Origin of the sequence: Rhodococcus sp. BP-160, assembly GCF_019836205.1 — a bacterium.
GTDB lineage: Bacteria > Actinomycetota > Actinomycetes > Mycobacteriales > Mycobacteriaceae > Rhodococcoides.
The window spans coordinates 158,195-181,739 of the sequence record NZ_JABUEK010000004.1 but is presented as its reverse complement, the minus strand read 5'-3'; the positions used below and the strand labels follow the sequence as shown (position 1 = coordinate 181,739).

At 66.8% G+C, this 23,545-nt stretch carries 22 protein-coding genes; 9 read left to right on the top strand and 13 right to left on the bottom strand.

What is annotated here, in order from left to right; all coding sequences use genetic code 11:
• Positions 1-14: 14 nt before the first annotated feature.
• The 4 genes from HQ306_RS17105 to HQ306_RS17090 form a co-directional block, all read right to left on the bottom strand.
• Entirely contained in the window at positions 15-1,385 is a 1,371-nt protein-coding gene (locus HQ306_RS17105; RefSeq protein WP_222632813.1) for an MmgE/PrpD family protein, read from the bottom strand.
• A complete protein-coding gene (locus tag HQ306_RS17100; protein WP_222632812.1) occupies positions 1,382-2,596 on the bottom strand; it encodes a CaiB/BaiF CoA-transferase family protein in 1,215 nt (404 codons plus the stop codon). The genes HQ306_RS17105 and HQ306_RS17100 overlap by 4 nt, the downstream gene beginning before the upstream one ends.
• Positions 2,593-3,144 carry a MaoC family dehydratase gene (locus tag HQ306_RS17095; protein ID WP_027504875.1) on the bottom strand — a complete coding sequence of 184 codons (552 nt, stop codon included), beginning with the start codon at positions 3,142-3,144 and terminating at the stop codon, positions 2,593-2,595. The genes HQ306_RS17100 and HQ306_RS17095 overlap by 4 nt, the downstream gene beginning before the upstream one ends.
• Positions 3,145-3,280: 136 nt before the next feature.
• The gene (locus HQ306_RS17090; protein ID WP_222632811.1) at positions 3,281-4,015 is read right to left on the bottom strand and encodes a FadR/GntR family transcriptional regulator; all 735 of its coding nucleotides are present in this window, start codon (positions 4,013-4,015) and stop codon (positions 3,281-3,283) included.
• A gap of 370 nt (positions 4,016-4,385) precedes the next feature.
• Here HQ306_RS17090 and HQ306_RS17085 point away from each other — a divergent pair, with 370 nt between their 5' ends.
• From HQ306_RS17085 to HQ306_RS17055, 7 genes are all read left to right on the top strand, one after another.
• The gene (locus HQ306_RS17085) at positions 4,386-6,467 is read left to right on the top strand and encodes a hydantoinase/oxoprolinase family protein (RefSeq protein WP_222632810.1); all 2,082 of its coding nucleotides are present in this window, start codon (positions 4,386-4,388) and stop codon (positions 6,465-6,467) included.
• Positions 6,464-8,281 carry a hydantoinase B/oxoprolinase family protein gene (locus HQ306_RS17080; RefSeq protein WP_222632809.1) on the top strand — a complete coding sequence of 606 codons (1,818 nt, stop codon included), beginning with the start codon at positions 6,464-6,466 and terminating at the stop codon, positions 8,279-8,281. Before HQ306_RS17085 ends, HQ306_RS17080 begins: the two co-directional genes overlap by 4 nt.
• On the top strand, positions 8,227-9,546 hold the full coding sequence (locus tag HQ306_RS17075) for an amidase (RefSeq protein ID WP_308115452.1): 1,320 nt from the start codon (positions 8,227-8,229) through the stop codon (positions 9,544-9,546). The genes HQ306_RS17080 and HQ306_RS17075 overlap by 55 nt, the downstream gene beginning before the upstream one ends.
• A 165-nt stretch (positions 9,547-9,711) precedes the next feature.
• Positions 9,712-10,728, top strand: coding sequence for an ABC transporter substrate-binding protein (locus HQ306_RS17070; protein WP_027504879.1), 1,017 nt, complete (start codon positions 9,712-9,714; stop codon positions 10,726-10,728).
• 27 nt (positions 10,729-10,755) lie between these two features.
• The gene (locus HQ306_RS17065; RefSeq protein ID WP_037184864.1) at positions 10,756-11,565 is read left to right on the top strand and encodes an ABC transporter ATP-binding protein; all 810 of its coding nucleotides are present in this window, start codon (positions 10,756-10,758) and stop codon (positions 11,563-11,565) included.
• A complete protein-coding gene (locus tag HQ306_RS17060; RefSeq protein ID WP_027504881.1) occupies positions 11,562-12,374 on the top strand; it encodes an ABC transporter permease in 813 nt (270 codons plus the stop codon). Before HQ306_RS17065 ends, HQ306_RS17060 begins: the two co-directional genes overlap by 4 nt.
• An 11-nt stretch (positions 12,375-12,385) precedes the next feature.
• Positions 12,386-13,192 carry an ABC transporter permease gene (locus HQ306_RS17055; RefSeq protein WP_222632808.1) on the top strand — a complete coding sequence of 269 codons (807 nt, stop codon included), beginning with the start codon at positions 12,386-12,388 and terminating at the stop codon, positions 13,190-13,192.
• 82 nt (positions 13,193-13,274) lie between these two features.
• Here HQ306_RS17055 and HQ306_RS22280 read toward each other — a convergent pair whose 3' ends face one another.
• From HQ306_RS22280 to HQ306_RS17025, 7 genes are all read right to left on the bottom strand, one after another.
• Positions 13,275-13,403: a hypothetical protein gene (locus tag HQ306_RS22280; RefSeq protein ID WP_261770170.1), complete on the bottom strand. Its 129-nt coding sequence runs from the start codon at positions 13,401-13,403 to the stop codon at positions 13,275-13,277.
• A 200-nt stretch (positions 13,404-13,603) separates the two neighbouring features.
• A complete protein-coding gene (locus HQ306_RS17050; RefSeq protein WP_056448204.1) occupies positions 13,604-14,068 on the bottom strand; it encodes a hypothetical protein in 465 nt (154 codons plus the stop codon).
• Positions 14,069-14,263: 195 nt separating this feature from the next.
• Positions 14,264-14,689 carry a DUF4262 domain-containing protein gene (locus HQ306_RS17045; protein ID WP_222632807.1) on the bottom strand — a complete coding sequence of 142 codons (426 nt, stop codon included), beginning with the start codon at positions 14,687-14,689 and terminating at the stop codon, positions 14,264-14,266.
• Between the two features lie 202 nt (positions 14,690-14,891).
• Positions 14,892-15,653, bottom strand: coding sequence for an HpcH/HpaI aldolase/citrate lyase family protein (locus HQ306_RS17040; RefSeq protein WP_056073316.1), 762 nt, complete (start codon positions 15,651-15,653; stop codon positions 14,892-14,894).
• A 10-nt stretch (positions 15,654-15,663) separates the two neighbouring features.
• Positions 15,664-16,644, bottom strand: a complete 981-nt coding sequence (locus HQ306_RS17035) for an aldo/keto reductase (protein ID WP_308115451.1) — start codon at positions 16,642-16,644, stop codon at positions 15,664-15,666.
• Positions 16,641-18,041 (bottom strand): Nramp family divalent metal transporter, encoded by a 1,401-nt coding sequence (locus HQ306_RS17030; RefSeq protein WP_222632806.1) that lies wholly within the window; start codon positions 18,039-18,041, stop codon positions 16,641-16,643. Before HQ306_RS17030 ends, HQ306_RS17035 begins: the two co-directional genes overlap by 4 nt.
• Positions 18,042-18,085: 44 nt before the next feature.
• A complete protein-coding gene (locus HQ306_RS17025; RefSeq protein WP_222632805.1) occupies positions 18,086-19,024 on the bottom strand; it encodes a phosphoglycerate dehydrogenase in 939 nt (312 codons plus the stop codon).
• A gap of 184 nt (positions 19,025-19,208) precedes the next feature.
• Here HQ306_RS17025 and pdxA point away from each other — a divergent pair, with 184 nt between their 5' ends.
• Together pdxA and HQ306_RS17015 are read left to right on the top strand one after the other, a co-directional pair.
• A complete protein-coding gene (pdxA, locus tag HQ306_RS17020; RefSeq protein WP_222632804.1) occupies positions 19,209-21,389 on the top strand; it encodes a 4-hydroxythreonine-4-phosphate dehydrogenase PdxA in 2,181 nt (726 codons plus the stop codon).
• A 9-nt stretch (positions 21,390-21,398) separates the two neighbouring features.
• A complete protein-coding gene (locus tag HQ306_RS17015; protein WP_027504893.1) occupies positions 21,399-22,166 on the top strand; it encodes a DeoR/GlpR family DNA-binding transcription regulator in 768 nt (255 codons plus the stop codon).
• Between the two features lie 86 nt (positions 22,167-22,252).
• Here the strand turns inward: HQ306_RS17015 and HQ306_RS22275 are convergent, their stop codons facing one another.
• Together HQ306_RS22275 and HQ306_RS17005 are read right to left on the bottom strand one after the other, a co-directional pair.
• Positions 22,253-22,501 (bottom strand): LuxR C-terminal-related transcriptional regulator, encoded by a 249-nt coding sequence (locus HQ306_RS22275; protein WP_027504894.1) that lies wholly within the window; start codon positions 22,499-22,501, stop codon positions 22,253-22,255.
• Between the two features lie 214 nt (positions 22,502-22,715).
• Positions 22,716-23,525 carry an alpha/beta fold hydrolase gene (locus HQ306_RS17005; protein ID WP_222632803.1) on the bottom strand — a complete coding sequence of 270 codons (810 nt, stop codon included), beginning with the start codon at positions 23,523-23,525 and terminating at the stop codon, positions 22,716-22,718.
• Positions 23,526-23,545: the final 20 nt, after the last annotated feature.

Here is a 23,545-nt window from a genome sequence, read left to right as displayed (position 1 = left end):
CTTCCAGGCGAGGGTCAGGGGGCGGGCGCGATGGCCGCGGCGAGATCGAGCACGGCGGAGAGGTCGTGTTCGTCGGCGAGTCCGAGAACGCGATCGGCGAGTTCGTCGGCACGAGCGTCGTGGCCGCAGTTGCCGAGAAACTTCTCCCGCAGTGCCGCGTCGTCGAGTGGAAATGCGGCACTGCCGCGACTTCCGCCGACGTCGCCTACGAGCACACGGCCGTCAGCGAGGGTGATGTTGGCGTGTCCGGGAGCGGCGGCTGCGGGCCCGTCGGTGGGACGTTCGACGACGCGGACCGTGCGCGCCGTCGTCAGCACGTCTGCTCGGGCGATCGACTCGTCGGTATAGGTGGAGACGTCGACTGCGCCGTCGCGCAGCAATGCGGCCACGCTCCACGGCAGATCGAACTTGCCGTCGTAGGTGCTGCGCGGGGAGGCGACGCCCGTGTTGGGTCCGCACACGAACGGGGTGGAGTCAGGGTGGACTATCACCTCGATGTCACGGATGTCGTCGACGTGGATGTCGTGGCCCGCAACAGCGGCGGACACCGCGTCGAGGGTGACGTGCATCAGCTGGCAGCTGGGGTACGGCTTGATGCCGATCCCCAGTGCCTCCCAGCGGATTCCGAGATCGTCGGTCAGAACAGCCAGGTCGACGGGTCGATCGGTGAGAGCCGCGTAGATTCCCCGTCGCCCCTCCAGCACCGAGCCGGGACCGGTCGCGCCGGCGGCCGCGAGGCGGGTGGCCAGGATGCCGTTGAAGCTGGCCGTGCCGGGGTGCAGCGCTTTCGTGTCCGCATCGGTGTCGAGGAACTCGAGGAGACCAGAGCTCGACGATCCGGCGATGCCGAGAGCGTGCACCATTGTCTTGCTGTCGAACTTTCCGAGTCGACCGGCGACGACGGCCGCCGCGAACGGGCCCACCGCTGCGGTCGCGTGGATCCCGCGAGCGTGGAACCCGTGCGGACTGACGGCGCCCAGCCGACAGGCCGTCTCGAGGCCGAGTGTCGCGGCGGTGAGTACCTCGGCACCGGTGGCGTGGGACTGCTGGCCGACGGCGAAGGCTGCCGGCAGGGTGACCGCGGTGGCGTGAACCAGCGCGCCGGCGTGCGTGTCGTCGAAGTCGAGCGCGTGCACCAGAACGCCGGTGGCCAGGGCGGCGGCCGGCGCGGACAGGGCGCGGGTTCCCGTCAACGGGCGGGCCTCGGGAGGGCCGCCCAGACCGTCGGCGACGGTCCATGCGGCGCGTCCGTGGCCCAGACGCTGCGCGGCCACCGCGGTACCCACCGAATCGAGCAGGTGACGAGCGGTCGCGTGCCGCACGGCCGGCGGCACATCGTCGAGGGTCACTCCCGTCGCCCACTCGGACAGCACTGTGGAGGTCACGCGTGTGCCTCGGCCGTCACCTCGCCGAAGGCGCCGCTACGGCGCAGGCTGGCGATGGACTCCTCGTCGTAGCCGAGGTCGGCCACGATCTCCTCGAGGTTCTCCCCGCGCTGCGGTGCACGTCGGTATTCGGGACGCTGCGGCCCGAAGTTGACGGGGGAGGCGAGTTGGCGCACCGTGTCGTACACCGGGTGCTCGGTCTCGACGATGAGATTGCGTGCGAGCGTGTGGGGTTCGGTGAGCGCGTGCGCCACGTCGTTGATCGGTCCGGACGGAACGCCTGCCGGGCCCAGCAGCGACAACCAATGTGCGACGGTGTCGGTGGCGAACACGTCCTCCAACATCGGCAGCAGAACGTCCTTGTTCTGCCCCCGCAGGGAAAAGCTCGCGAAGCGAGGATCGGCACCGAGATCGGGTCGGCCGATGGCGACGACGAGCCGTTCCCAGAACTTCTCCTTGGCGCAGCCGACGATGAGCCAGCCGTCCGTGGCCTCGAAGGCCTGGAACGGGACCAGCGACGGGTGGGCCGAATTCTTGGTTCGCACCGGCTCGAAACCCGCGTTGAGATGCCACGTCGCGGGATACGTCAACAGCGACATCGCGGTGTCGTACAGCGACACGTCGCAGTCCCCGCCGACACCGTCGCGCCGCGCGGCGTGCAGACCGGAGAGCAGGCTGATCGCGGCGACGAACCCGCCCGAGTAGTCCACCAGCGAGAGACCGGATTTGGTGGGTGGGCCGTCGGGATCACCGGTGACGCTCATCCAGCCCGCGAGTCCCTGCAGGATGTAGTCGTAGCCGGGTTCCTTCGCGCGCGGACCGGTCATACCGAACCCGGTCAGGCTGCAGCAGACGATGGCGGGGTTGAGGTGCTTGAGGTCGTCGTACGTGATGCCGATCTTGGCGGGAACGTCACCGCGCAGGTTCGAATAGACTGCGTCGCTGGACTTCACGAGGTCCTCGAAGACGGAGCGCCCGGCGGGTGTGGAGAGATCGAGCGACAGACTGCGTTTGTTGCGGTTGAACGTCTCGAAGAAGAGCGAGTCCTCGCCCTCGTTGAACGGCGGCACGTACCGGCCGACGTCACCGCCGACGTTGGGGTCCTCGATCTTGATGACGTCGGCACCGAGGTCGGCGAGGTGAAGACTGCCGAACGGGCCTGCGCCGTACTGTTCCAGCGAGATGATGCGGACATCCTCGAGTGGTTTCATCGTGCGTCGCCTTTCGTGTCGGACGGCAGCTGCAGCGGACCGCTCTGCGCCTCCGGGAAGTAGTTCTGGCCGATGCCGCTCTCTCGCGTCGCCACCATGACGGAGCGTTTCCACGAGATGACCTCCACGCCATCCTGATTGAGGCCACGGGTGATCATCGAGACGATGCCGGCATAGGGGCGGGACTCGGAGAGTCGCAGGCCCGTGCAGATGCTCTCTGCGTACAGCGTGTCGCCCTCGTACACGGGGTGAGACATCTTGATGTCGGTGAACGCGAGATTGGAGATCGCGTTCTGGCTCATGTCGAGTACGGAGATGCCGAGAATCACCGCAACCGTGAAGCCCGAGTTCACGATGACGCGCCCCTCGGTGATCGGGTTCTGCGCCGCGAGATGTGCGTTGAAGTGATTCTGGTTCGTGTTCATCGACAGCAGCGTGATCCACGTGTTGTCGGCCTGCGAGACGGTGCGTCCCAGAGGGTGCTGGTAGACGTCACCCACCACGTAATCCTCGAAGAAGCGCCCTAGAACGGCCGGATGGACTGCCACGGTGTCTCCCTGTGTCGGTCGGCGAAGCCTGCACCTGAACCATAAACATCAGATGATTAGACCGTCAAGGGGGAGTTCTGACCGGATCTGCGAGATATGATGCGGTCAATTCTCACGAAAGAGCAGATGTTTGGTGCTACTGAGTGCGCAGCTTGTCCATCTGTCGGTAGGAGCCGCCCAGATGGTCGAGGTGGCGACGCATCATGTCCATCGCGGACATCGAGTCGCCCGCGGCGACGACGTCGAGAATCGCCCGATGGTCGTGTTCGACGCACTGCCAGAAGCCCTCCGGCGCGTGATCACGACCGAAACGCTTCGACAGCACCCGGAACACCGGTGCCGTGATGAGTTCGAGCAGGGGATTCTGCGCAGCGCGCAGCAGGACGAGGTGGAACTCCTGGTTCTTGACGAAGGTCTCCGGCCCCTGGGCGTCGGTGGGATCGAAGATCGAGGCGCGCAGTTGATCGAGGTGGTCCTCGGTGCGGCGGAAGGCGGCCATGCCCGCCGCAGGCACCTCCATGAGGTTGCGTACCTCCATCAGCTGGTCGACAGTGACGGCATCGGCCGTGGTCATGAGCGCGACACCGGTTTCGAGGTGCTCGCTGATGTGGCCGACGCTGGGCACCGCCACGAAGCTGCCGCCCGTGACGCCGCGAGTGGTGAGGATCAAATTCTGGCTAGCCAACGACCGTAGGGCTTCGCGGATCGTGCTCCGGCCGACGCCGAACTCCGCCGTCAGTTCCGTGTCGCTGGGGAGGCGCTCACCCGGCTGCAGTTCGCCCGACAGGATGCGGTCGCGCAGTCGTGTCGCGAGTGCGGCGTAGGCCGGCGTGCTCTTGGCGCTCGGATCGGCGGTCGAGGATTCGGGCACTGAGGCGGGCCTCTCGGTCGGTCGTCCGGCTCGTGACGACGGGCGATCACGTGGGGCGACGGTGGCGGAACAGCACGAGCGTAGCGCGAGCGACTGCGGCGAGCAGCGGCATCCGAAGATCGGGCACTATGGCAATACATCGGCTGTTTAGGGTGTCGAATGCCGTCGAGCGGGACTGAAGGGCACCTGACGAGGCGTCACCTGCCCAAAACATCAGAGGTATTGCATTCGGGCACAGGGTGGCGCACTATGACTCGGGTCACCTTCGCAGGGTGCACAGAGACCCCGCACGGACTCCCGGACTGCAGCGACGCGTCCCGGTCGTCCCACTCCTGCTCCCCACGTGAGAGCCGACAGAATTGGATGGCACATGAAACGAATCGGAGTCGACGTCGGTGGAACCTTCACCGACCTCGTGTTGTGGGACGACGACGGCACCGTGGTGGTGCACAAGACGCCGTCGACCAACCACGATCCCTCGATCGGCACGATGGACGGCATTGCTGTCCTGGCCGAGCGGGCGGGAATCGACCCGGCCGAGATCGACATGTTCTTCCACGGCACGACGGTGGCCACCAACATCGTCCTCGAGCACAACGGGTGCGACGTCGGAATGATCACGACGGAGGGGTTCCGCGACCTCCTGCACATCGCGCGCAAGAAGCGACCCCTGAACTACTCCAACTACCAGGATCTGCCGTGGCAGAAGTGGCAACTGGTACCGCGGCGGAACCGGCGCGTCGTTCCGGAGCGTATCGACGCCTCCGGCGCCGTCCTGACACCCCTGGACGAAGATGCTGTGCGGGAACAGGTTCGGCTCCTGCGCGAGCGAGGTGTCGACGCCATCGCCGTCGCTTTTCTGCACTCCTACCGCAACCCGACCCACGAGCAGCGGGTCAAGGCGATCATCGCCGAGGAGTTCCCCGGCGTCTTCGTGTCGCTGTCCAGTGAGGTCGCTCCGCAGTACCGCGAGTACGAGCGCTTCTCCACCGCCGCGCTCAATGCGTTCATCGGGCCGAAGACGTCGCAGTACATCGAGAACCTCGCACAGAAGGCGAGCGCGGCACAAGTCGGCGAGGACGTGCACCTCATGACCTCCGCCGGCGGACTGGTCACCTCCCGGAGCGCCAGTGAGATTCCCGTGTCACTGCTGACCAGCGGCGTGGTCGCCGGTCTCCTCGGCGGCTGCGCCATCGGCAAGGCGTCGGGCTTCCCCAGCGTCATCACCCTCGACGTCGGCGGCACCTCGGCGGACGTGGGAGTGGCGCCCGACGGCGCACTGCGGATGAAGCACCTCCTGGACACCCGCATCGGCGACTACCACGCGATGGTGCCGATGGCGGAGGTCGACACCATCGGCGCCGGCGGTGGCTCCATCGCGGTGGTCGACGACGGCGGCATGTTCCGCGTCGGACCGCGCAGCGCCGGTGCCGTTCCCGGACCTGCGTGCTACGGCCACGGCGGTACCGAGCCGACCTCGACCGACGCGATGGTCATGATGGGGTGGCTGCGCGAGAACAGTTTCCTGTCCGGCACCATGCGGGTTCAGCCGGAACTCGCCCGCACCGCCATCCAGACCCACATCGCCGACAAGCTGGACGCGCCTCTCGACGAGGCGGCGATGGGCATCTTCAAGATCCTCGCGCACTCCATGACGGAAGCCATCAGCCTGCACTCGGTGCGCAAGGGGTACGACCCCCGCGACTTCTCCCTCATCGCGGAAGGTGGAGCAGGGCCGCTGTTCGCGTGGCAGATCGCCGATCAGCTCGGTATCCCGCGCGTCATCGTGCCCGCCCACCCCGGCATCACGTCCGCGGTCGGTCTGCTCACCACCGACATCCGCTACGAGGAGCCCACCACGGTGTGGACCTCGTCGGCCGACCCGGACATCGAGCTGCTGCGTCAGCAGGTCGAGCGGCTGTCCGAGCAGGCAGTGGCCCAGTTGCGGGCGGACGGGGTTGCACCGGAGAACATCTCGCTCGAGCGCAGCGTCGACTGCCGATACGTGGGGCAAGGGTACGAGCTCCGCGTCCAGGCACCCGACGGCGAGATCGACGACGTCTGGGTTAAGACGACGGCCGAGGCCTTCCACGAGGCGCACGGGCGCACGTACTCCCAGCGCTTCGACGACAAACCCGTGCAGCTGATCAACGTCCGTGTCACGGGCGTCGGTGCGGTGCCTCACGTGCGCATCGCCGACATCGAGAAGGGCACCGCCGACGCTTCCGCCGCGATCAAGACCACGGCCCGCGCGCTCTTCTGGAAGGACGACACCGCGAAGCCCGAATGGGTCGAGACCCCGGTGTACGAGCGATCGCTCCTGCTGGCGGGCAACAGGTTCGACGGACCCGCGATCGTCGAGCAGTTCGACTCGACCACCATCGTCGGAATGAATCAGCATGCCACCGTCGACGCCGTCGGCCACATCATCATCGAGAGGAACCTCGCATGAGCAAGACGCTGATGCCCATCACCGGAGTCTCGTTGGCGGGTGACTCCACGCGCACGTGGAACGACGTGGAGGTCGATCCGATCACGCTCCGGGTGATCGGCGGTGCTCTGCAGTCGATGGCCAAGGAGATGGCTCAGGTGCTCTACCGGATGGCGTACTCGAGCCTCATCCGCGAGTCGGAGGACCTCGGCGCCGGCATCTTCGACATCAACGGTCGTGAGCTGTGCGAGTCGGATTCCACACCGATGCACTGCGGTTCGATCCCCGCCTACATCCGGGGTGTCAACCGTAGGCTCGCGGGAACGTACGAGCCGGGTGACGTGATCCTGCACAACCATCCGTACCACGGCGCCGCACACTCGCCGGACTACGGCGTCATCATTCCGATCTTCTGGCAGGGCGAACACATCGGCTTCGCGGGCTGCACCGGCCACGTCTCCGACGTGGGCGGCAACTTCCCCGGACTGTGCATGGACGTCGTCGACGTGTGGGCCGAGGGCAAGCTCATGGACTCGATGAAGATCTACCAGGCGGGCGTCCGCAACGACTACCTCATCCAGCACATTCTCGACAACGTCCGCACCCCCGAGCAGAACCGTGGCGACCTCGAGGCCCTCATCGCGTGCTCGCGGATCGGCGAGAAGCGCTTCACGGAGCTGCTCGAGAAGTACGGTCTCGACACCGTCATGAGTGCGGGCGAACGGTGGATGGACTACTCGGAGTCCATGCTGCGTGCCAAGATCCGCGAGATCCCCGACGGCAGCTACGAGGCACCGATCGGCTACCTCGACGACGACGGCAAGAACCGCGACGAGCCGCTGAAGGTGGCCGTACGCGTGCAGGTCGAGGGAGAGGACATCCTGATCGACCTCACCGGCTCGAACAGTCAGGTCTCCACCGCGTTCAACGTCCCCTTCGAGGGGTCGGTCCTCCCGGTCGCGGTCTCGGCCATCCGTACCATCCTCTTGGACGAGGACCTCACCGAGGACTTCGTTCCGCAGAACGACGGCTGCTTCCGACCCGTCAAGGCCTATGCACCCGAGGGCACCATCTTCAACCCGGACTTCCCGGCGTCGTGCTTTGCGCGGTTCTCTCAGGTGAACCGGGTGTTCGACTCGATCAATCTCGCTCTCGCACCGGTCCTTCCGGACCATGCGATCGCAGGATCGTCCGCGGCGCTGTGTGCCATCGCGTACTCCGGAATCGCGCCCGACGGCGAGTCGTACTGGGTGTACATCGAGATCAACGAGGGGTCGTACGGCGGCCGCAACGGCAAGGACGGAATGGACGCCGTCGACGCGCTGATGGCCAACACCCGCAACAACCCCATCGAGGAGCTCGAGCTCAACCATGCCATGCGGGCGCTGCGATACGAGCTGCGCGACGAGGCACCGGCTCCCGGCAAGTGGCGTGGCGGTATCGGCAGTGTGCGCAAGTGGTTGATGGAGACCGACACGTTCCTGGGCTCCGAGGCGGACAACCGCTCGGATCCGCCGGCGGGAGCTCTCGGTGGGCACCAGGGCGTCTCGGGTGCGTTCACTCGTAACGCCGGGACCGACCGCGAGGAGGTGCTCTACTCCAAGGTGACCCAGGAAACGATCCGTGCCGGTGAGACCCTGGAGATCAAGCTCCCGTCCGGTGGCGGCTTCGGCGACCCCTTCGAGCGGGACCCGTTCCAGGTGTTGAGCGACGTCTGGGACGAGTACCTCACCGAGGAGGACGCGCGACGCGATTACGGTGTGGTCGTGAACACCGCATCGTGGACCGTCGACGAGCACGCGACGGCGGAGCTGCGAGCGCGGAGCGCAGCCTGACCGAGAGTGGGGGACAGGCCGGTGAGACACCGGACCTGTCCCCGCTCGCTCTCGACCGTCGGTTGGGGAGCGTCATCCGGTGGATCGATTCACCCCCGGCCGGCGAGGGGCCTCTCGCGGGGAAGACCGTCGGGGTCAAGGACAACATCGACGTCGCCGGCATCGAGACCACCTGTGCCTCGGCCTACTTCACCGACCACCGGGCGGACCACGACGCTGACGTGGTGACACGCCTGCGTGCGGCCGGCGCTCGGGTGACCGCCAAACTGAACATGGCCGAGTTCGCCGTCGGCGTGACGTCGCAGAACTCGGCCGCGGGGCCGTCCCGCAACCCGTGGGACCTCGGCCGGATTCCGGGTGGCTCCAGCGGAGGCTCCGGTATCGCCGTCGCGGCGGGAATCGTGGACGCCGCGCTGGGTACCGACACCGGCGGTTCGGTCCGACTGCCCGCCGCTGCGTGCGGTGTCACCGGCCTGCGTCCGAGTAGAGGGTCGATCAGCACGGCCGGTGTTCACCCCGTCAGCGAGGAGTTCGACACGGTGGGCCCGATGGCGCGCACGGTCGGGGAGGTGGCCGCCCTGTTCGACGCACTGTCCTCCCGCTCGACCGAGAACGTCACGGGCACAGTCCGTGTCGGAGTGCCGGACGTGTTCATCGCCTCCGACGTGGACGAGGGTGTGGCCCGTACCGTCCGAAACGCCGTGAGCCTGTTCGCCGAGCTGGACGTGACGATCGTTCCCGTGTCGCTGCCCTTCGCGGCCGACGCCCAGGACATCGTCTACACGATCGTTTACAGCGATCTCGCGCGTCACCATCGAGCGAGGCTGCGTACGCAACCGTCCCTGTTCCAGGCGGTAACCAGAGAACGAATCATGCTGGGGCTCGGCATCACCGACGAGGATCGCGCCGCGGCGCACGAGGCGGGCGAACGGTTCCGAGCCCTGCTGCGTCCGGTCCTCGAGGACGTCGACCTGGTGCTGACCCCGACGATGCCCGTGGACGTGCCGCCCCTCGCCGGCGGAGACGGCGTGGTTGCCCTGTCTCGACGGATGGGTCAGTTCACCTATCCGTGGTCGTTGCACGACGGACCGACTCTCGCGCTGCCGGTGGGGTTCCACCCACTGTCGGGGATGCCGGTCGGTGCTCAGCTCACCGCTGCGCGAGGTCGAGAGGGTGTGCTCTTCGAGGCCGGGGTGCGGTATCAGGGCGCGACCGATTGGCACGAGCGACGTCCTGCCGCCATACATCAGATGATTGAGCGGTAATTGTCGGAATCGCGGTGATAAATCACCACGAACGCTGTCAATCATCGTATGTATCCCGTAAAGTCGGTGTTGCGTGGATTACCAACCGCACTGCAGCCGAACGGATCAGGCGTCGGAGACGCCTCTCGTGGTCCGTCACCACATCGACCAGCCAGCGAGGAACAGATGTACAGACGCAGAGTCGCGCCGCTCCTGGCGGTACTCGGACTGACCGTCGGACTGACCGCCTGCAGTTCGGGACCGGGCCGCGACGCAGACCCCGCGAACCCCGTCACCATCGACGTGACGGTGTCGGCTGCCGCCGAGATCTACAGCATCCCGTGGCTCGTCGCACAGAAGCAGGGACTGTTCGAGAAGTACGGCGTCATCGTCGAGAACATCGTTCCGGGCAAGGGCGGCAGCGCGACCATGCGCACCCTCCTCGACGGCAACATCCCCATCGGTGAGGTCAGCTACCCCTCCATCGTGCAGGCCGACGCCGGTGGGTCCGAGCTGCGTATCGTGGGTGGCGGTACCCAGGGTCCGTATCCGATGAATTTCTATGCGCTGGCGTCGAACTCGGCGGTCGACTCGATCGACGACGTCCGCCGGTGGGCGTACACGCGACCGAACTCCGCGTCGGACGCGCTCACCCGATTATTGCCCTCCCTCGCCGGCGCAGATCCTGCGCGGATCGAGCGCGTGTCGTCGGGTGGAATCGGGGAGGGGTTGGCCCTGCTCGAAGCGGGTTCCGTCGACATCGCCCTGATTCCGTCCATCGTCGCCGAACAGCGGCCGGAGGACTTCAAGCTCATCGTCAGCAGCCCCGACTACATGAAGAGATTCCTGCAGTCGACCATCACCACGACCAAGGACTATGCCGCGAGCAACCCCGGCGTCGTCCGCGCCATCAACCACGGGTACACCGACGCGGTCGCCTCGATCAAGGCAGACCCCGTCGCAGCCGCCCGAATCTATGCGGACTACACAGGATTCGACGTCGAGTCGGCCACCGCCGTCGTCGAACGTGCCTCGTCCGTGGACACCTGGGGCGGCGGATTCGACGCGGCATCCGTCGAGGCCGCCCAGTCGGGTGTGGACGCGTCGGGCAGCGACCGTGTGCCCGATTTCTGCACCCTGTTCGATCCCGAGTTCCTCGCCCCCGACGTCGACGCCGACGTTCCCGGCAACTGCCCCGCCTGACCTGCTCCTCGAGAAGAAGGTATCGACGTGACCCACGCTGCGACCAGACCCCGACCCGAGACGTCGTCGGCCATAGCCATCGCCTCCTCGGTCTCCCGACACTTCGGTGACGTGACCGCCCTGCACGAGATCGACCTGACCATCGGGCGCGGTGAGTTCGTGTCGATCGTCGGTCCGAGTGGATGCGGGAAGTCGACACTTCTCGAGATCTTCGCAGGCCTGCAGGATCATGACAGCGGTACGGTGACCATCGACGACCAGCCGATGAGTGGACCGCGCACCAAGACGGCAGTGATCTTCCAGGAGTCCGCGACGTTGCCATGGCGCACCATTCGCGACAACGTCGCCTTCGCACTCGAAGTGCGGGGAGTCGGCAAGAAGGAGCGCCGCGAGCGCGCGGACGAGTTGCTCGCGACCGTCGGGCTCGCGCGATTCGGCGACCACTACCCGACGCAGCTGTCGGGCGGTATGCGACAGCGCGTCGCCATCGCACGGTGCCTGTCGATGGAGCCCGATCTCGTTCTCGCCGACGAGCCCTTCGGCGCTCTCGACGAGCAGACCCGGCTCGTGATGTCCTACGAGTTGTTGAAGATCGTCGAGAAGCTCACCTGCGGAGTCCTGTTCATCACGCACAGCATCCAGGAGGCCGTGCTGCTCTCCGACCGCGTGCTCGTGATGAGCGCCCGCCCGGGCCGATTCATCGACGAGGTACCGATCGATCTGCCGCGGCCCCGGTCCGAGGACGTGCTGGCCAGTCCCGATGCCGTCGCGTTGCACGAGCGCATCTGGTCGACGCTGCGGGACGAGGCCAAGAAGACGATGAGCATCGAGCCGTGAGCACCACCGAACGCAGCTCCGTCGTTCCCGGTTATCTGCGGCCGGCACCCGCCACGTCACTGGGGTTACCGGCGTGGGGGTGGACGGTGGTCATCCTGGTCGCTGCATTGGTGGCCGTCGACATCGCGGCACGATTCTTCGCGTCCCCCCTCGACATCGTTCCGGTGTCCGACATGTTCTTCACCGCCCTCCGACTGTTGACCGACACGGACTTCCTCGTCGACGCTCTCGGGCGGACGCTCGGCATCATCGTGGTCGCGTTCGTGCTCAGTTCCGTGTCCGGGGTGGCCGCGGCCTACGTCCTGTGGCGATTCGAGCTGTGGGACAGAGCGTTCCAGCCGTACCTGAACGTGTACTACGCGGTGCCCACCTTCGCGCTCTACCCGATCATGGTGGTGCTGTTCGGTGCCGGCGTCGCACCCATCGCCATCCTGTCGACCATCTTCGCGTTCGGTGTGGTGGCCCTCAACGCGCGCACTGGCTTCAACGCCGTGTCGCCCATCGTCACCAAACTGGGCACCACGCTGATGCTCAGCCGCTGGCAGTACTTTCGGTCGATTCTCTTACCGTACGCGTTGCCCAACATCGTGACAGGCCTCAAGCTGGGGCTCTCCTACGCGATCATCTCGGTGCTCGCCAGCGAGTTCATCCTGTCCACACAGGGTCTCGGGCATTTCATCTCCATCGCGTACGACAGCTTCGACATCGCCGACATGTACGCAGGCATCCTCGTGGTCGCGGCCATCGCCCTGATCGCGACGTTCGGCATCTCCGCCGCCCTCAACCGATTCGATTGGAGGCGTCGCTGATGAGTCGCTCCGTGGCCACTCTGCCCCTGACCATCGCCGCGCCGGCCGTAGCGCCCCGGCGTCGAGGTGTGCACACCGCACGTCGTGTGGTGCCGCCGCTCGTGGTGGCAGTGCTCGCCGTGGTGATCTGGTGGGTGTCGGCTGTCGTCGCCGACAGTCTGATTTTCCCGACGCCGCTCGAGGCGATGCGATCCTTGGTCGCCGATCTCGGGAATCCGGACTTCCGTGCCAACGTGCTCGATTCGCTCCGCATCCTGGTGCTCGCCTTCCTGGGCAGCACGATCGTCGGGTCGCTCCTGGGCCTCGCGCTCGGGCTCACCCCGTTCTGGGCCCGCACGGTGGTCCCGATCTTCTATGCGATCAACAGCATCCCGAAGATCGTGCTCTACCCGATCTTCCTGTCGTTCCTGGGTATCGGGGAGCTGAGCCGCGCGGGCTTCGCGTTCTACGCGGCCTTCATTCCCATGTTCCTGGTCGCCGTGGAGAGCACGGCGTCCGTGCAGCGGATCCACCTGAAGATGGCCGCGTCCCTGCAGGTGAGTTGGCCACGGCTGGTGCGGCAAATCGTCGTTCCGTCGGTGCTGCCCTCGCTCGCGACCGGTATGCGCATGACGTTCGGTCTGGCGTTCCTGGGTCTACTTCTCGCTGAGATGTTCTCGGCATCGAGCGGCATCGGGTACGAACTGTTGCGCAACGTCAGCCTGATCCGCATGGAGAACATCATGGGAACCGTGGTGCTGATCCTGGTGATGGCGCTGCCGCCCACCATGGCGTTGCAGTGGTTAGAGAACCGGGTGACGTCCAAGTACGGAGGCTGAGTGTAGGGCTGCGGGGCTATCTCTTGCGCGACTCGGCCTTACTTGTTCCGATTCCGCTCGATCGCCGCACGGACCAGTCCGGCTAATGCCTCCGCGTCGACGACGTCACTTCGAAGAGTTCGTACGAGCGCCGCTGCTTCCCGCCGAGCTCACCGTTGAAGATGCCCTTCGGGTCGTCCAGCGCCGCCCCGTACTGGAAGCCGAGCTTCACTTTCGCTTTGAAGATGTCGCCGACGATGAGCGGCCCGTCGAGTTACCCGTCGTGCTTCCGCCAGGGCGTCACCGCGCCAGTCGGGGTGTCGGGCGATCAGGCCGTCGATCTCGGCACTCGGTTCCATGGCTGCTCCTCCGTCCACTGCGCGATCACAGCAGAACGGCGGCTCCGATCCGAAGTGACTCGTTGCGTTCAGGTCAGCTCAACGTCATGTACGGCGTCCACACCGTGAACGAGTGACCCATCGAGGAACAGTTCAGCGATCCCTTGAAGCCGATGTAGCAGGTGGCCCCGCCGTAGCTGAGCGAGCCACCGAGGGGAGTGCTCCCGGCACGCCCACGCGGGCCGCCGATCCCGAAGGTCGGGTGAGCCGGGAACCACGGCACGTCGATCGCCACGTCGTAGACCACGGGGGCGAAGGGGATCTGGGTGAGGTACTCGCCGCCCGGAAGATCGCAACCCACGACCCCCGCCGGGGTGATGGAACAGTTGGCGGCGCCGGTGGAGAAGTACGCGACATCGCCCTGCAGGAAGGCCGCCGGATCGACGGGCACCGGTGCGGGATAGTCGACCGCGGACGCGGTGCCGGCACCGACGATGGACATCGTCGCGGCGGTGATGCCGACGAACGCGGCTCCGGCGAGCTTCGTGAGCGAGCGCATGAGGATCCTCTCGGGTGGTCTGGTGTCCTCAGTGTGTCTGCATCTCCGGGCGACTCGTTACTCGGCCGAATGGTTTGTGACCATTTCGTTGTTCTTCCGCGCTGGGCGTGGTGTCCCTTTCCTCCGATGTCGGACGCGGGAACCCGCTCGACAGGGCGGACAGTGGAACACCACGCCCGGGTCAGGCCCGAACCGTCATACCCACCCCACGCCCATCAGTGGCTGGTGGTGGGCACAGATGGAGTACTCGGGCTCCCACGGGAAGTGGCCGTCGACGTCCGGCCACACCAGTTGCAGCGCAGTGAAGTCCGAGTACAGCGCACCGGTGACCACCATGTCCGCGGTATTGACGGCCTGAATGACCACGATGTCCGGTTCGTCGCCGGTCGCACTGCGGATCGTGATCCCGGACGACAGTGCGAGACCGGCGACCATCTGCGACGCCATGTCGTGGAGCAGGCTCCCCGACAGATGGAACGGCAGTCCGTAGACGACCAGTTCGGGCAACGACCTGCTGGTGAGGCCCGTCGTGTACGCGACGTCGGGTACCTCGTGATCCGACCCGGCCACGGCGGTCACCGCCCACCCGTGGCGCGCGATCTTCCTCTTGATGTCCGGCACTGAGACGCACCCTCTGCACATAGTTTCCCCCCGGAAGTCGATGCGGAGGAGGAAGGTAACGCGGCGGTACGACAGGCGGTGCAGCTCTGGTCGTGGTGTTCCACGTGCGTGTCCTGCGCGCGGGATCCCGCCCGCACGGCTCACGAGTGGAACACCAGGCCCACTCGCGCTCCTCTCGCCGCGGATCGCTCGACCGGAACCCCTACCCCCGCGCAGCCTTCAGGTGCCCCTCGGACACAGCTTTGAGGTGGGTGAGGTCCGAGGCCACGGTCGCGAAGGTGTAGCCCTGCGCCAGACGCCGCGCCGCGACCTCGCCGGAGGGGGTGTGGATGCCGGCCGCGATACCTGCAGCGGCGGCAGCTTCCTGCACTCGCACCACAGCAGCGTCGAACACGTCGTCCACGGAGCTGTCCGAGGGGGAGGCGCCACCGACGGCGATGCGCAGATCCGACGGTCCGACGTACACGCCGTCGAGTCCGGGCACGGCGCAGATGGCCTCGACGTTCTCGAGGCCGTCGGGGGTCTCGATCATCGCGAGCACGACGACACCGTCGTTCGCGTCGGCGGGCAGGGGGCCGACGCGCAGCTGTGAGCGCATCGGGCCGTACGAGCGCACGCCGGCAGGTGGGTAGCGCACGTAGGAGACGGCGCGGGCGGCGTCCTCGGCGGTGTCGATCAGCGGCACGATGACGCCGCGCGCACCGGCGTCGAGCGCCTTGCCGATGTAGGTCTGATCGTTGGACTCGACCCGTACCAGTCCGGCCGGGCCCTGCGCCGCGTCGATGGCGGTGAGTCCGCGCAGCATCCCGTCGTAGCCGATGAGGCCGTGCTGCAGATCGAGGCAGATGTAGTCCCACCCGACGTGGGCGAGCCACTCGGTGGAGACGGGGGAGTCGATGACGGACCAGTAGCCCAGTGCCCGTTCACGGGAACGGATGCGACGGGCGAAATCGGCGGCAGACATGAAAGGTTTCCTATCGGTTGTAGGCAGGCATGGGACCGCGCAGTGCCGCACCGACCTCGTCGCACGCGGCGACGACGTCGTCGGACAACGGACCGCGGCCCAGGGCTTCGATGTTGGCCTGCAGGTGGCTGGTCTTGGAGCCGCCCAACAGAATCGGTCCGGTGAGGGGCTTCGACCGGAGCCAGCGCAGGGCGAGCTCGGTGAGCGGCATGCCGGCGTCCGACGCCACCGCGGACAAGCGCGTGATCGCGTCGAAGATCTGGGTGTTCCAGTACCGCTCGCGGTACATCTCGGCCAGGCGCGAATCGCCGAACCGTCCTTCGCCGGGCGCTTCGTCGAACGAGTGCTTGCCGGTGAGGAGGCCGCCGCCCAACGGGTTGTAGACCATCGTGGTGATGCCGCTGACGGCCGCGAACTCGGCGTACTCCTCCTCGACGCGGCGGGCCAGCAAGTTGTAGAGCTGCTGCGCGACGACGGGTCGCGGCGCACCCACCTCGTCGCACACGCGATTCACCTCGGCGATCTGCCAAGCAGCGAAATTCGAGACGCCGAGCGCCCCCACTTTGCCTTCTGCCACCAACTTGGCGACGGTCCCGAGGGTGTCCTCGAGCGACGACGCGCGGTCGGGCTGGTGCAGGTAGAAGAGGTCGACGTGGTCGGTGCCGAGCCGGCGCAGGCTGGCCTCGAGTCCGAGCCGCAGCCCCTCGGGCGAGAGGGGCGAGTGGCCGTCGGCGTCACCGAGGAACATGCCGCCCTTGGTGGCGAGGGTGACCTCGTCACGTCGACCAGCGAGCAACTGCGCCAGGATGCGTTCGGACTCGCCGCCCGCGTACCCGTTGGCGGTGTCGATGTGGGTGATGCCGGCGTCGAGTGCCGTGTCGAGCAGAGCGCGCGAACCCTCGAGGTCGACAGTGTCACCGAAGGTCATGGTGCCCAGCACCATCGGGCCGAAGGACATCGTGCGGGTCGCGCCCGAATCGAGGTCGGTCACGAGACCTCGATTCCGAACACCTGAAGCACCGAGTAGATGCCGAGAACCATGATCGAGACGCTACTGATCACGAGCGCGCCTGTCACTGCCGGGTGCGGACGGTGGCGTTTCGTCGTTTCTGCGGCCCGCAGCTTCCACACGGCGATCACGATGGCCACCAGGAAGATGCCGCTGCCGATACCGCCGATCTGAACCATGAGGACGGGCGACTGGACGAAGAGGTAGAACACTGCCCACATGGGCGGGAACACGAAGGTGAGAATGCGAATCCACCGTCGGCGCGCTGCGGGGTCGCTCCAGTCGACGAGCCCGAGAATGCCGAGTGTGTGCGTCCACAAGCGCGGCACGCTCGCGACGGAACCGATCAGGGTGGACCACAGGACGGCGATGGCACCGAGAAGGAACACGACCTCTGCCCAGGGACCCAGCGTGTCGGTGTACATGCGGGAGAGCGTCGTGATCACCTCGTTTCCGGCGGGTACCAGTCCCTGGGGGTGGAGCACCGATGCACCGATCACGTAGAAGGCGAGAGTGCAGAGCGTGCACACCAGCCAGGACACTGCGACGTCCATGCGCATGACGCGCAACCATCCCGACGCTCGGTGCGCCCTCTGCTCGGAACCGTCGTCTGGTCCGGTCCATCGCGCGTAGCCCTTCTCGATGCACCAGTACGTGTAAGTGGTCATCTCGTCGGCTCCCACTCCGGTGAGGCCGAACATCGCTACCGAGATCCCGATGAACGCAGCCGGGATCGTGAACGACATTCCGGTCGCGAGATCTGCACCGGTCCAACCGAAATCGGTGAACGGCAGACTCAGTGCCAATGCGACCGTGATGAGCGTGAAGCAAGCGACCGACGCCACGGCCAACCGCTCGATCATCGAGTACTTACCGGTCTGGAGCAGCGCCACAGTGCTGACCACGATCAGGACGGTCCACGCGGTCAGTGATGCCCGTGAGAGCGGTTCACCGACAAGTGGCAGCAGAATGGAACAGGCGGCAGCGGCGCCACCGATGATGCCGCCTCGCTGCAGCATCTTCGTGAAATCCATGCCGATCCAGAGGTAATTGATCCATCCCCCTCTGCGGGTGGTGGGCGCGACAGCGGAGAACAGTTCCAATGCCGGCTTCCCGGAGAGGATGCTGAGACGGGCAAGCTCCATCTGCACCCAGACCTTCACCGTCGTGGCGATGATGATGAGCCACAACAGGATGAACCCGGCTCGCGCCCCGAGGGAGGTCGTGAGGATCAACTCACCCGATCCCACCACCGCGGCGGACAAGATCATGCCGGGTCCCAGTCGTCGCACGCGTCCGGTGAACGTCGTGGGTGGTTCCTGAACGTCTTCCGGGTCGAGGGCGTAGGGGTCGTCGATTTCCAGTGATTTCGACTTCACGGTATTGGTCATCTCGAGCTTTCTGTGCAAAGTGGCCAGACAGGTCAGAGTGCGGAGTTCATTGCCGGCAGACCGCGCAAGACGCGCGAGACGTCCTCTGCCACTGTCACTCCCATGGTGCGATTCGCTTCGCGCGTGCACGCTCCGATATGCGAGGTGAGAACGACGCCCGGCGCATCGCGAAGGGGAGACTCACCCAGCGGCTCGGTGGAGAAGGCATCGAGGCCTGCTCCGGCGAGATGACCGTCGTGAAGCAGTTGCGCCAGCGCGTCCTCGTCGACAAGTCCACCGCGCGAGGCATTGACAACGATCGACCCGGGTCGCATCGACTGCAGTCGGGCACGGTCCAGCAATGGTGGGTCGCCGGCGATGGCGGGAACGTGCAGAGTCAGGACGTCCGCCGACGTGATGCAGTTCTCCAGCGACGACGGCACGTGACCGGCTCGCGCGACATCTGCGTCACTCACCCACGGATCGTGGGCCAGTACGCGCATCCCGAACGCCGCCGCGTACCCCGCGACCAACCGGCCGATCCGCCCGTACCCGATGACTCCCAGCGTGCGCCCGGCGAGCTCGGTTCCGAAATTCTTGACCCACCGGTGCTCGCGTACAGCACGGTCTGTCGTCGAGATGCCCCGAGTCACGTCGAGAATCAGTCCGAAGGTCAATTCGGCCACCGCATTCGAGTTCGATCCCGGTGCGAACACCACCTCGATCCCGCGCTTCCGTGCTGCGTCGACCGCGATGTTGTCGAAACCCACGCCGTGTTTTGCGACGACTCGTAGGTCGGGGGCCGCGTCGAACATGTCGGCGTCGACGGTGTCGAGACCGACGATCATGGCCACCGCGTCGCGAGCCTGTTCGGCGATGGCATCGCGAGACGGCGGTTGCGCGTGGCCCCAGGGTTGGTCGACCGACAGTCCGTCGGCGATCAGTACTTCTCGGGGCTCATGGGCGTAGCGACCGAAAGTGGGTGTCGTCACCAGCACCTTCCCGCTCACTCTGTGTCGCGTGAGCGACGATCCCGCGTCGTTGTGGTCCATGTCACGAAGCAAAGCAGAAACGCGCGTTTCGCGCAACCAGGTCGTGAATATTGCGTGATTCACGCAATAGTGACAGGCTGAGGATGTTCGGGCACATGGGAAGATCAGGACGAGGAGTTGGTGGATGGCAGTGAGAAGCGCGACGTGTGTCGTCGTACTGGCCGACGACCTCTCGGGCGCCGCGGAGGTCGCCGGGGTGTTCCTCGACCGTACGCCCGACGTGTCACTGACTCTAGATGCCGTGATCGGTTCCGCCACAGTGTCTGTCGTGGACCTCGATACCCGAGCGTTGGCTGCCGAGCAGGCGGAATCGTTGGTGTCCTCCGCACTGCGTTCCGTACCCGCAGGCGCACGCGTGCTCGCGAAGATCGACTCGCTTCTGCGCGGGAACGTCGCCGCCACGGTGCGCGCGTTGTCGGCCCGCGGGCCGGTGGTCGTCGCGGGCGGTCTGCCACTGCTGGACCGCGTCGTCCGTGGCGGCGTGCTACACGTCGACGGAGTGCCGCTGGTCGACACCGACCTCTGGCACGCCGAGTCCAGCGAGCCCCCGGAGTCGTTGCCGCTCATGCTCGATGCTCCGCTCGTCACTATCGACGCGCTCTCGGTCGCGACCGGGGTCGTCGTGTGCGACATCGAGTCCGACGTTGATCTCGACGCGGTGGTGGCGGCAGTGGCCGACCGCCCCGAGGTGACCCTGGTGGGCACCTCGGCGCTCGCCGCGGCTGTCGCCCGGGGTCTCGGTGGTACTGCGACGCCTCACTCCGTCTCGCGTACGGGCGATCCCGTCCTCGTCGTCGTGGGCACCGCCTCCTCGGTCGCCGTCGAGCAGGTTCGTCGTCTCGCCGAGGACGGGGTGCGGCTGCTCACCGTGGACGCGGGTGACGTGCTTGCCGGCCTCGCCGACGCACGGGAGCTCTCCTCCGCCCTGCGCGACGGCTCGGTCGCGCTCACCGTGACCGGGTCCGTGGACGTCGCGCGTACCCGTGACCTGTCCGTCGCCCTGGCCGAGTACGTCCGAGCGGGGGCCGACGGACTGTCGGTCGACCTCGCCCTCACCGGCGGTGAGACGGCACGGGCCGTCATCACCGCGCTCGGTATCGACACCCTGCGCCCGCTAGGACACGTGCACTACGGCGCTGTCGTGTCCGTCGACCCGCGGGGCCGACGCGTCGTCACGCGGCCGGGCAGTTTCGGAGACCGAGAGAGCCTGTCCGCCATCCACTCCTACCTCACCGGCGGCTCGCCGGACACCACGCTCCGACCGAAGGACACAGCCATGACATCGACCGATCTCCAGACCCTCGACCTGCCCGTCGTGGCCCTGACGATGGGCGACGGCGCGGGCATCGGCCCCGAGGTCATCGTCCCCGCCGTGCTCGACGCGAAGGTGGCGGGGTGGTGCAAGCCCGTCGTCATCGGTGACGCCGCGCGTCTGCGACTCGCGGCCGACGTGCTGGGTGTGCAGTGCGACATCGTCTCGATCGAGCGCATCGCCGATGCCGAGTTCACCAGCGGGCGCATCAACGTCATCGACCTCGGGTTGCTGCCCGCGGATCTGGCCTGGGGCGAGCTGTCCGCAGTGGCGGGACATGCTGCCTACGAATACATCCGTGTCGCAGCCGAACTGGCCGTCGCCGGTGACGTCCAGGCGATCTGCACCGCGCCGCTCAACAAGGAGGCGCTGCACGCCGCCGGACACATCTTCCCCGGTCACACCGAGCTGCTCGCGCACCTCACCGGTACTGAGGAGGTGTCGATGATGCTCTCGACGCCCAAGCTCAAGGTCATCCACGTGACCACCCACATCGGACTGCTCGACGCCGTCGCGAAGATCGAGCCGGGTCTCGTCGAGCGGACCGTCCGCCGCGGGTACGAGGCGCTGGTGCGATCGGGCAACAGCAACCCGAAGATCGGCCTGTGCGGTATCAACCCGCATGCCGGCGAGAACGGCCTGTTCGGGTACGGCGAGGAGGATCAGAAGATCGTGCCGGCCGTCGAGAAGCTGCAGGCCGACGGAATCGACGCCGTCGGACCGCTGCCCGCCGACACCGCCTTCTTCCTCGCGGGTCGCGGTGACTACGACCTCATCGTCGCGATGTACCACGACCAGGGCCACGGACCGGTCAAGGTTCTCGGCATCGAGGCCGGCGTGAACATCACCGTGGGACTCCCCGTCATCCGTACCTCCGTGGATCACGGCACCGCGTTCGACATCGCGGGCAAGGGCATCGCCGAGGCCGGCAGCATGGTGGAAGCCCTGCGACAGGCCGCCGAACTGGCGACCAGCACCGCCGACGTCGGCTAGGTTTCGGGTATGGCGCTCAGGGAGTCACAGGCGCGGCGCGCGGAGATCGTCCGCCTGGCCAAGACGAGTGGTCTGGCGAGTGTGGAAGACCTGTCCGTGCAGTTCGGCGTGACGGCCTCGACCATTCGTCGGGATCTGTCGCAGCTGACCGCCGAGGGGCTTCTCGCGCGCACCTACGGTGGCGCGATCGCGCTCGACCCACACCCCGAGTCGTCGCTGCGACAGCGTGCGGTCGAGGGCTTCGACGCCAAGCGTTCGATCGCGAAGTGGGCTGCGGGAGAGGTGCGCCCGGGCGAGACGGTGCTTCTCGACGCCGGCACCACCGTCGGTGCCATGGGGGAGTACCTCCGTGACTCGACGGGCCTCACGGTCATCGCCGCGGGTCTCACTGCGCTCGAGGCGCTGGCGGATGCCGACGACGTCCGCGTCGAGTGCCTGGGCGGTACGTTGCGTCACCTGTCGCAGGGTTTCGTCGGGCCGCTCGCCGAGGCGTCGTTGGCACGGGTGTCCTTTGACCGCGCCTTCCTCGGTGCGGACGCGGTCACCGCCGACCGCGGCATCTGCGAGGCCGAGCTGGAGCAGACGCGGCTCAAGGAGTTGATGATCGAACGCGCCGGCACGGTCTACGTGCTCGCGCACGCGGCGAAGCTGGGGCAGCGCCCGTTCCACGCCTGGGCACCCCTCCCCGAGGGCGTCACCCTGGTGACGGATGCCGGCGCGACCGAGGAACAGGTGCAGCCCTTCCGCGACGCCGGGGTCACGATCGTCGTGGTCTGAGCGGTGGAGTTTCTGCTCCTCTCGGCGCCCTTTCGCGCGGGATCCCGCCGATAGGTGGCGTGAGCGGAGCGAAAACGCCAGGCGACCTACAGCTCGTCCAACCCCACGTGACCGTCCTGCAGTGCTCGGGCGACCAGCGAGGCCTTGGACCCGGCGGAGCGGCCTACCGCCTCGTACTTCTCGCGAATGCGCGCGATGTGGGTGTTGACCGTGGCGGGGGAGATGAAGAGCGACCGTGCGACGGTGCCCTTCGAGTCGCTGATGATCCACGCCCGCAGGACCTCCACCTCCCGCACGCTGAGGGCCGGTCTCACGATGTCGTCGTCGGTCATCATTGCCTGCATCTGTATCGGTCCCCCTGCTCGGCGCAGCAGCGCTGCGCTGCTGTTCTGGGAGGACCGTACGTTTTGTTCCGGGCAGCTCGGTAGCCACGACTTCGGGGGACCCCGACGTCGGGGGCATGCTTCGCAGAGCTCACCATCTGCGGACTGTGACCGGTCCATGCAATCAGACGACGGGCATCTCCACTGTCCGTCGCGCAGACGACAGTCAGTACCCGATGCCGCGCAGGAAGGTCAGCACGGCCTCGTTCACCTCACATGGACGGTCCATGTTCGCGGCGTGGCCGCTGTCGATCAGCGCGACCTGACCCTGCGCGGTGTCGCGCGCGGTGACCACTGCGTGATCCGAGGGCCAGAACTGACTGTTCCGTCCCGCGATCATGAGGATCGGTACGTCCGCGGCCCGGATGTCCGCGCGCCAGTCCTGGCGGGCGTGGTCGTCGAGAAGTGCTCTCATGGGCGGTGTCTCGGACGACACCATTCTGGGCATCGACCGCAGGCGCAGAATCAGTTTCGCGACGGGGAGGAGCGAGGCGAATGTCGAGGGTCCGTGTCCCGTGGCGGGAATGCCCTTCGCGAAGAACCCGTCGACGGTGGCGTCGGTCAGACCGTAGAAGCCGTGCGGCCACGAGGCGTCGTTGATCATCTTCGGCGTCTGATCGACCGAGACGACACCGCGGACCCTCGACGTCCCGGTCGTACGGATGTAGGACCAGACGGTGCTCGCGCCCATGGAGCCACCCATCAGCACGGCAGTCTCGACGCCCACCGCGGTGAGGAAGTTGTCGAGGTCCCGGCCGTGCCGCGCCATGGTGGCGCCGTGATCGGGTGCCTCGGAGTCGCCGTGGCCGCGCCGGTCGAGCGCGAGCACGCGATACCCGGCCCGCACGAGCGCATCCTGTTGGAACACCCACGTGGTCGCCGGAGCGCCGAACCCGGCGACCAGGACGACGACGGGACCGCTGCCCTCGTCGAGGTAGCTCAGGGTCACGTCGTCGTCCGTCACGAAGGTGGGCATGATCGTCAGCTTACGATCGC

What these genes read in the sequence shown, in the direction of transcription:
- HQ306_RS17070 (WP_027504879.1), top strand. Translation starts at nt 9,712, where the DNA reads ATGTACAGACGCAGAGTCGCGCCGCTCCTGGCGGTACTCGGACTGACC.
- HQ306_RS17100 (WP_222632812.1), bottom strand. Translation starts at nt 2,596, where the DNA reads ATGAAACCACTCGAGGATGTCCGCATCATCTCGCTGGAACAGTACGGC.
- HQ306_RS17080 (WP_222632809.1), top strand. Translation starts at nt 6,464, where the DNA reads ATGAGCAAGACGCTGATGCCCATCACCGGAGTCTCGTTGGCGGGTGAC.
- HQ306_RS17015 (WP_027504893.1), top strand. Translation starts at nt 21,399, where the DNA reads ATGGCGCTCAGGGAGTCACAGGCGCGGCGCGCGGAGATCGTCCGCCTG.
- HQ306_RS17005 (WP_222632803.1), bottom strand. Translation starts at nt 23,525, where the DNA reads ATGCCCACCTTCGTGACGGACGACGACGTGACCCTGAGCTACCTCGAC.
- HQ306_RS17085 (WP_222632810.1), top strand. Translation starts at nt 4,386, where the DNA reads ATGAAACGAATCGGAGTCGACGTCGGTGGAACCTTCACCGACCTCGTG.
- HQ306_RS17040 (WP_056073316.1), bottom strand. Translation starts at nt 15,653, where the DNA reads ATGTCTGCCGCCGATTTCGCCCGTCGCATCCGTTCCCGTGAACGGGCA.
- HQ306_RS22275 (WP_027504894.1), bottom strand. Translation starts at nt 22,501, where the DNA reads ATGATGACCGACGACGACATCGTGAGACCGGCCCTCAGCGTGCGGGAG.
- pdxA (WP_222632804.1), top strand. Translation starts at nt 19,209, where the DNA reads ATGGCAGTGAGAAGCGCGACGTGTGTCGTCGTACTGGCCGACGACCTC.
- HQ306_RS17050 (WP_056448204.1), bottom strand. Translation starts at nt 14,068, where the DNA reads ATGCGCTCGCTCACGAAGCTCGCCGGAGCCGCGTTCGTCGGCATCACC.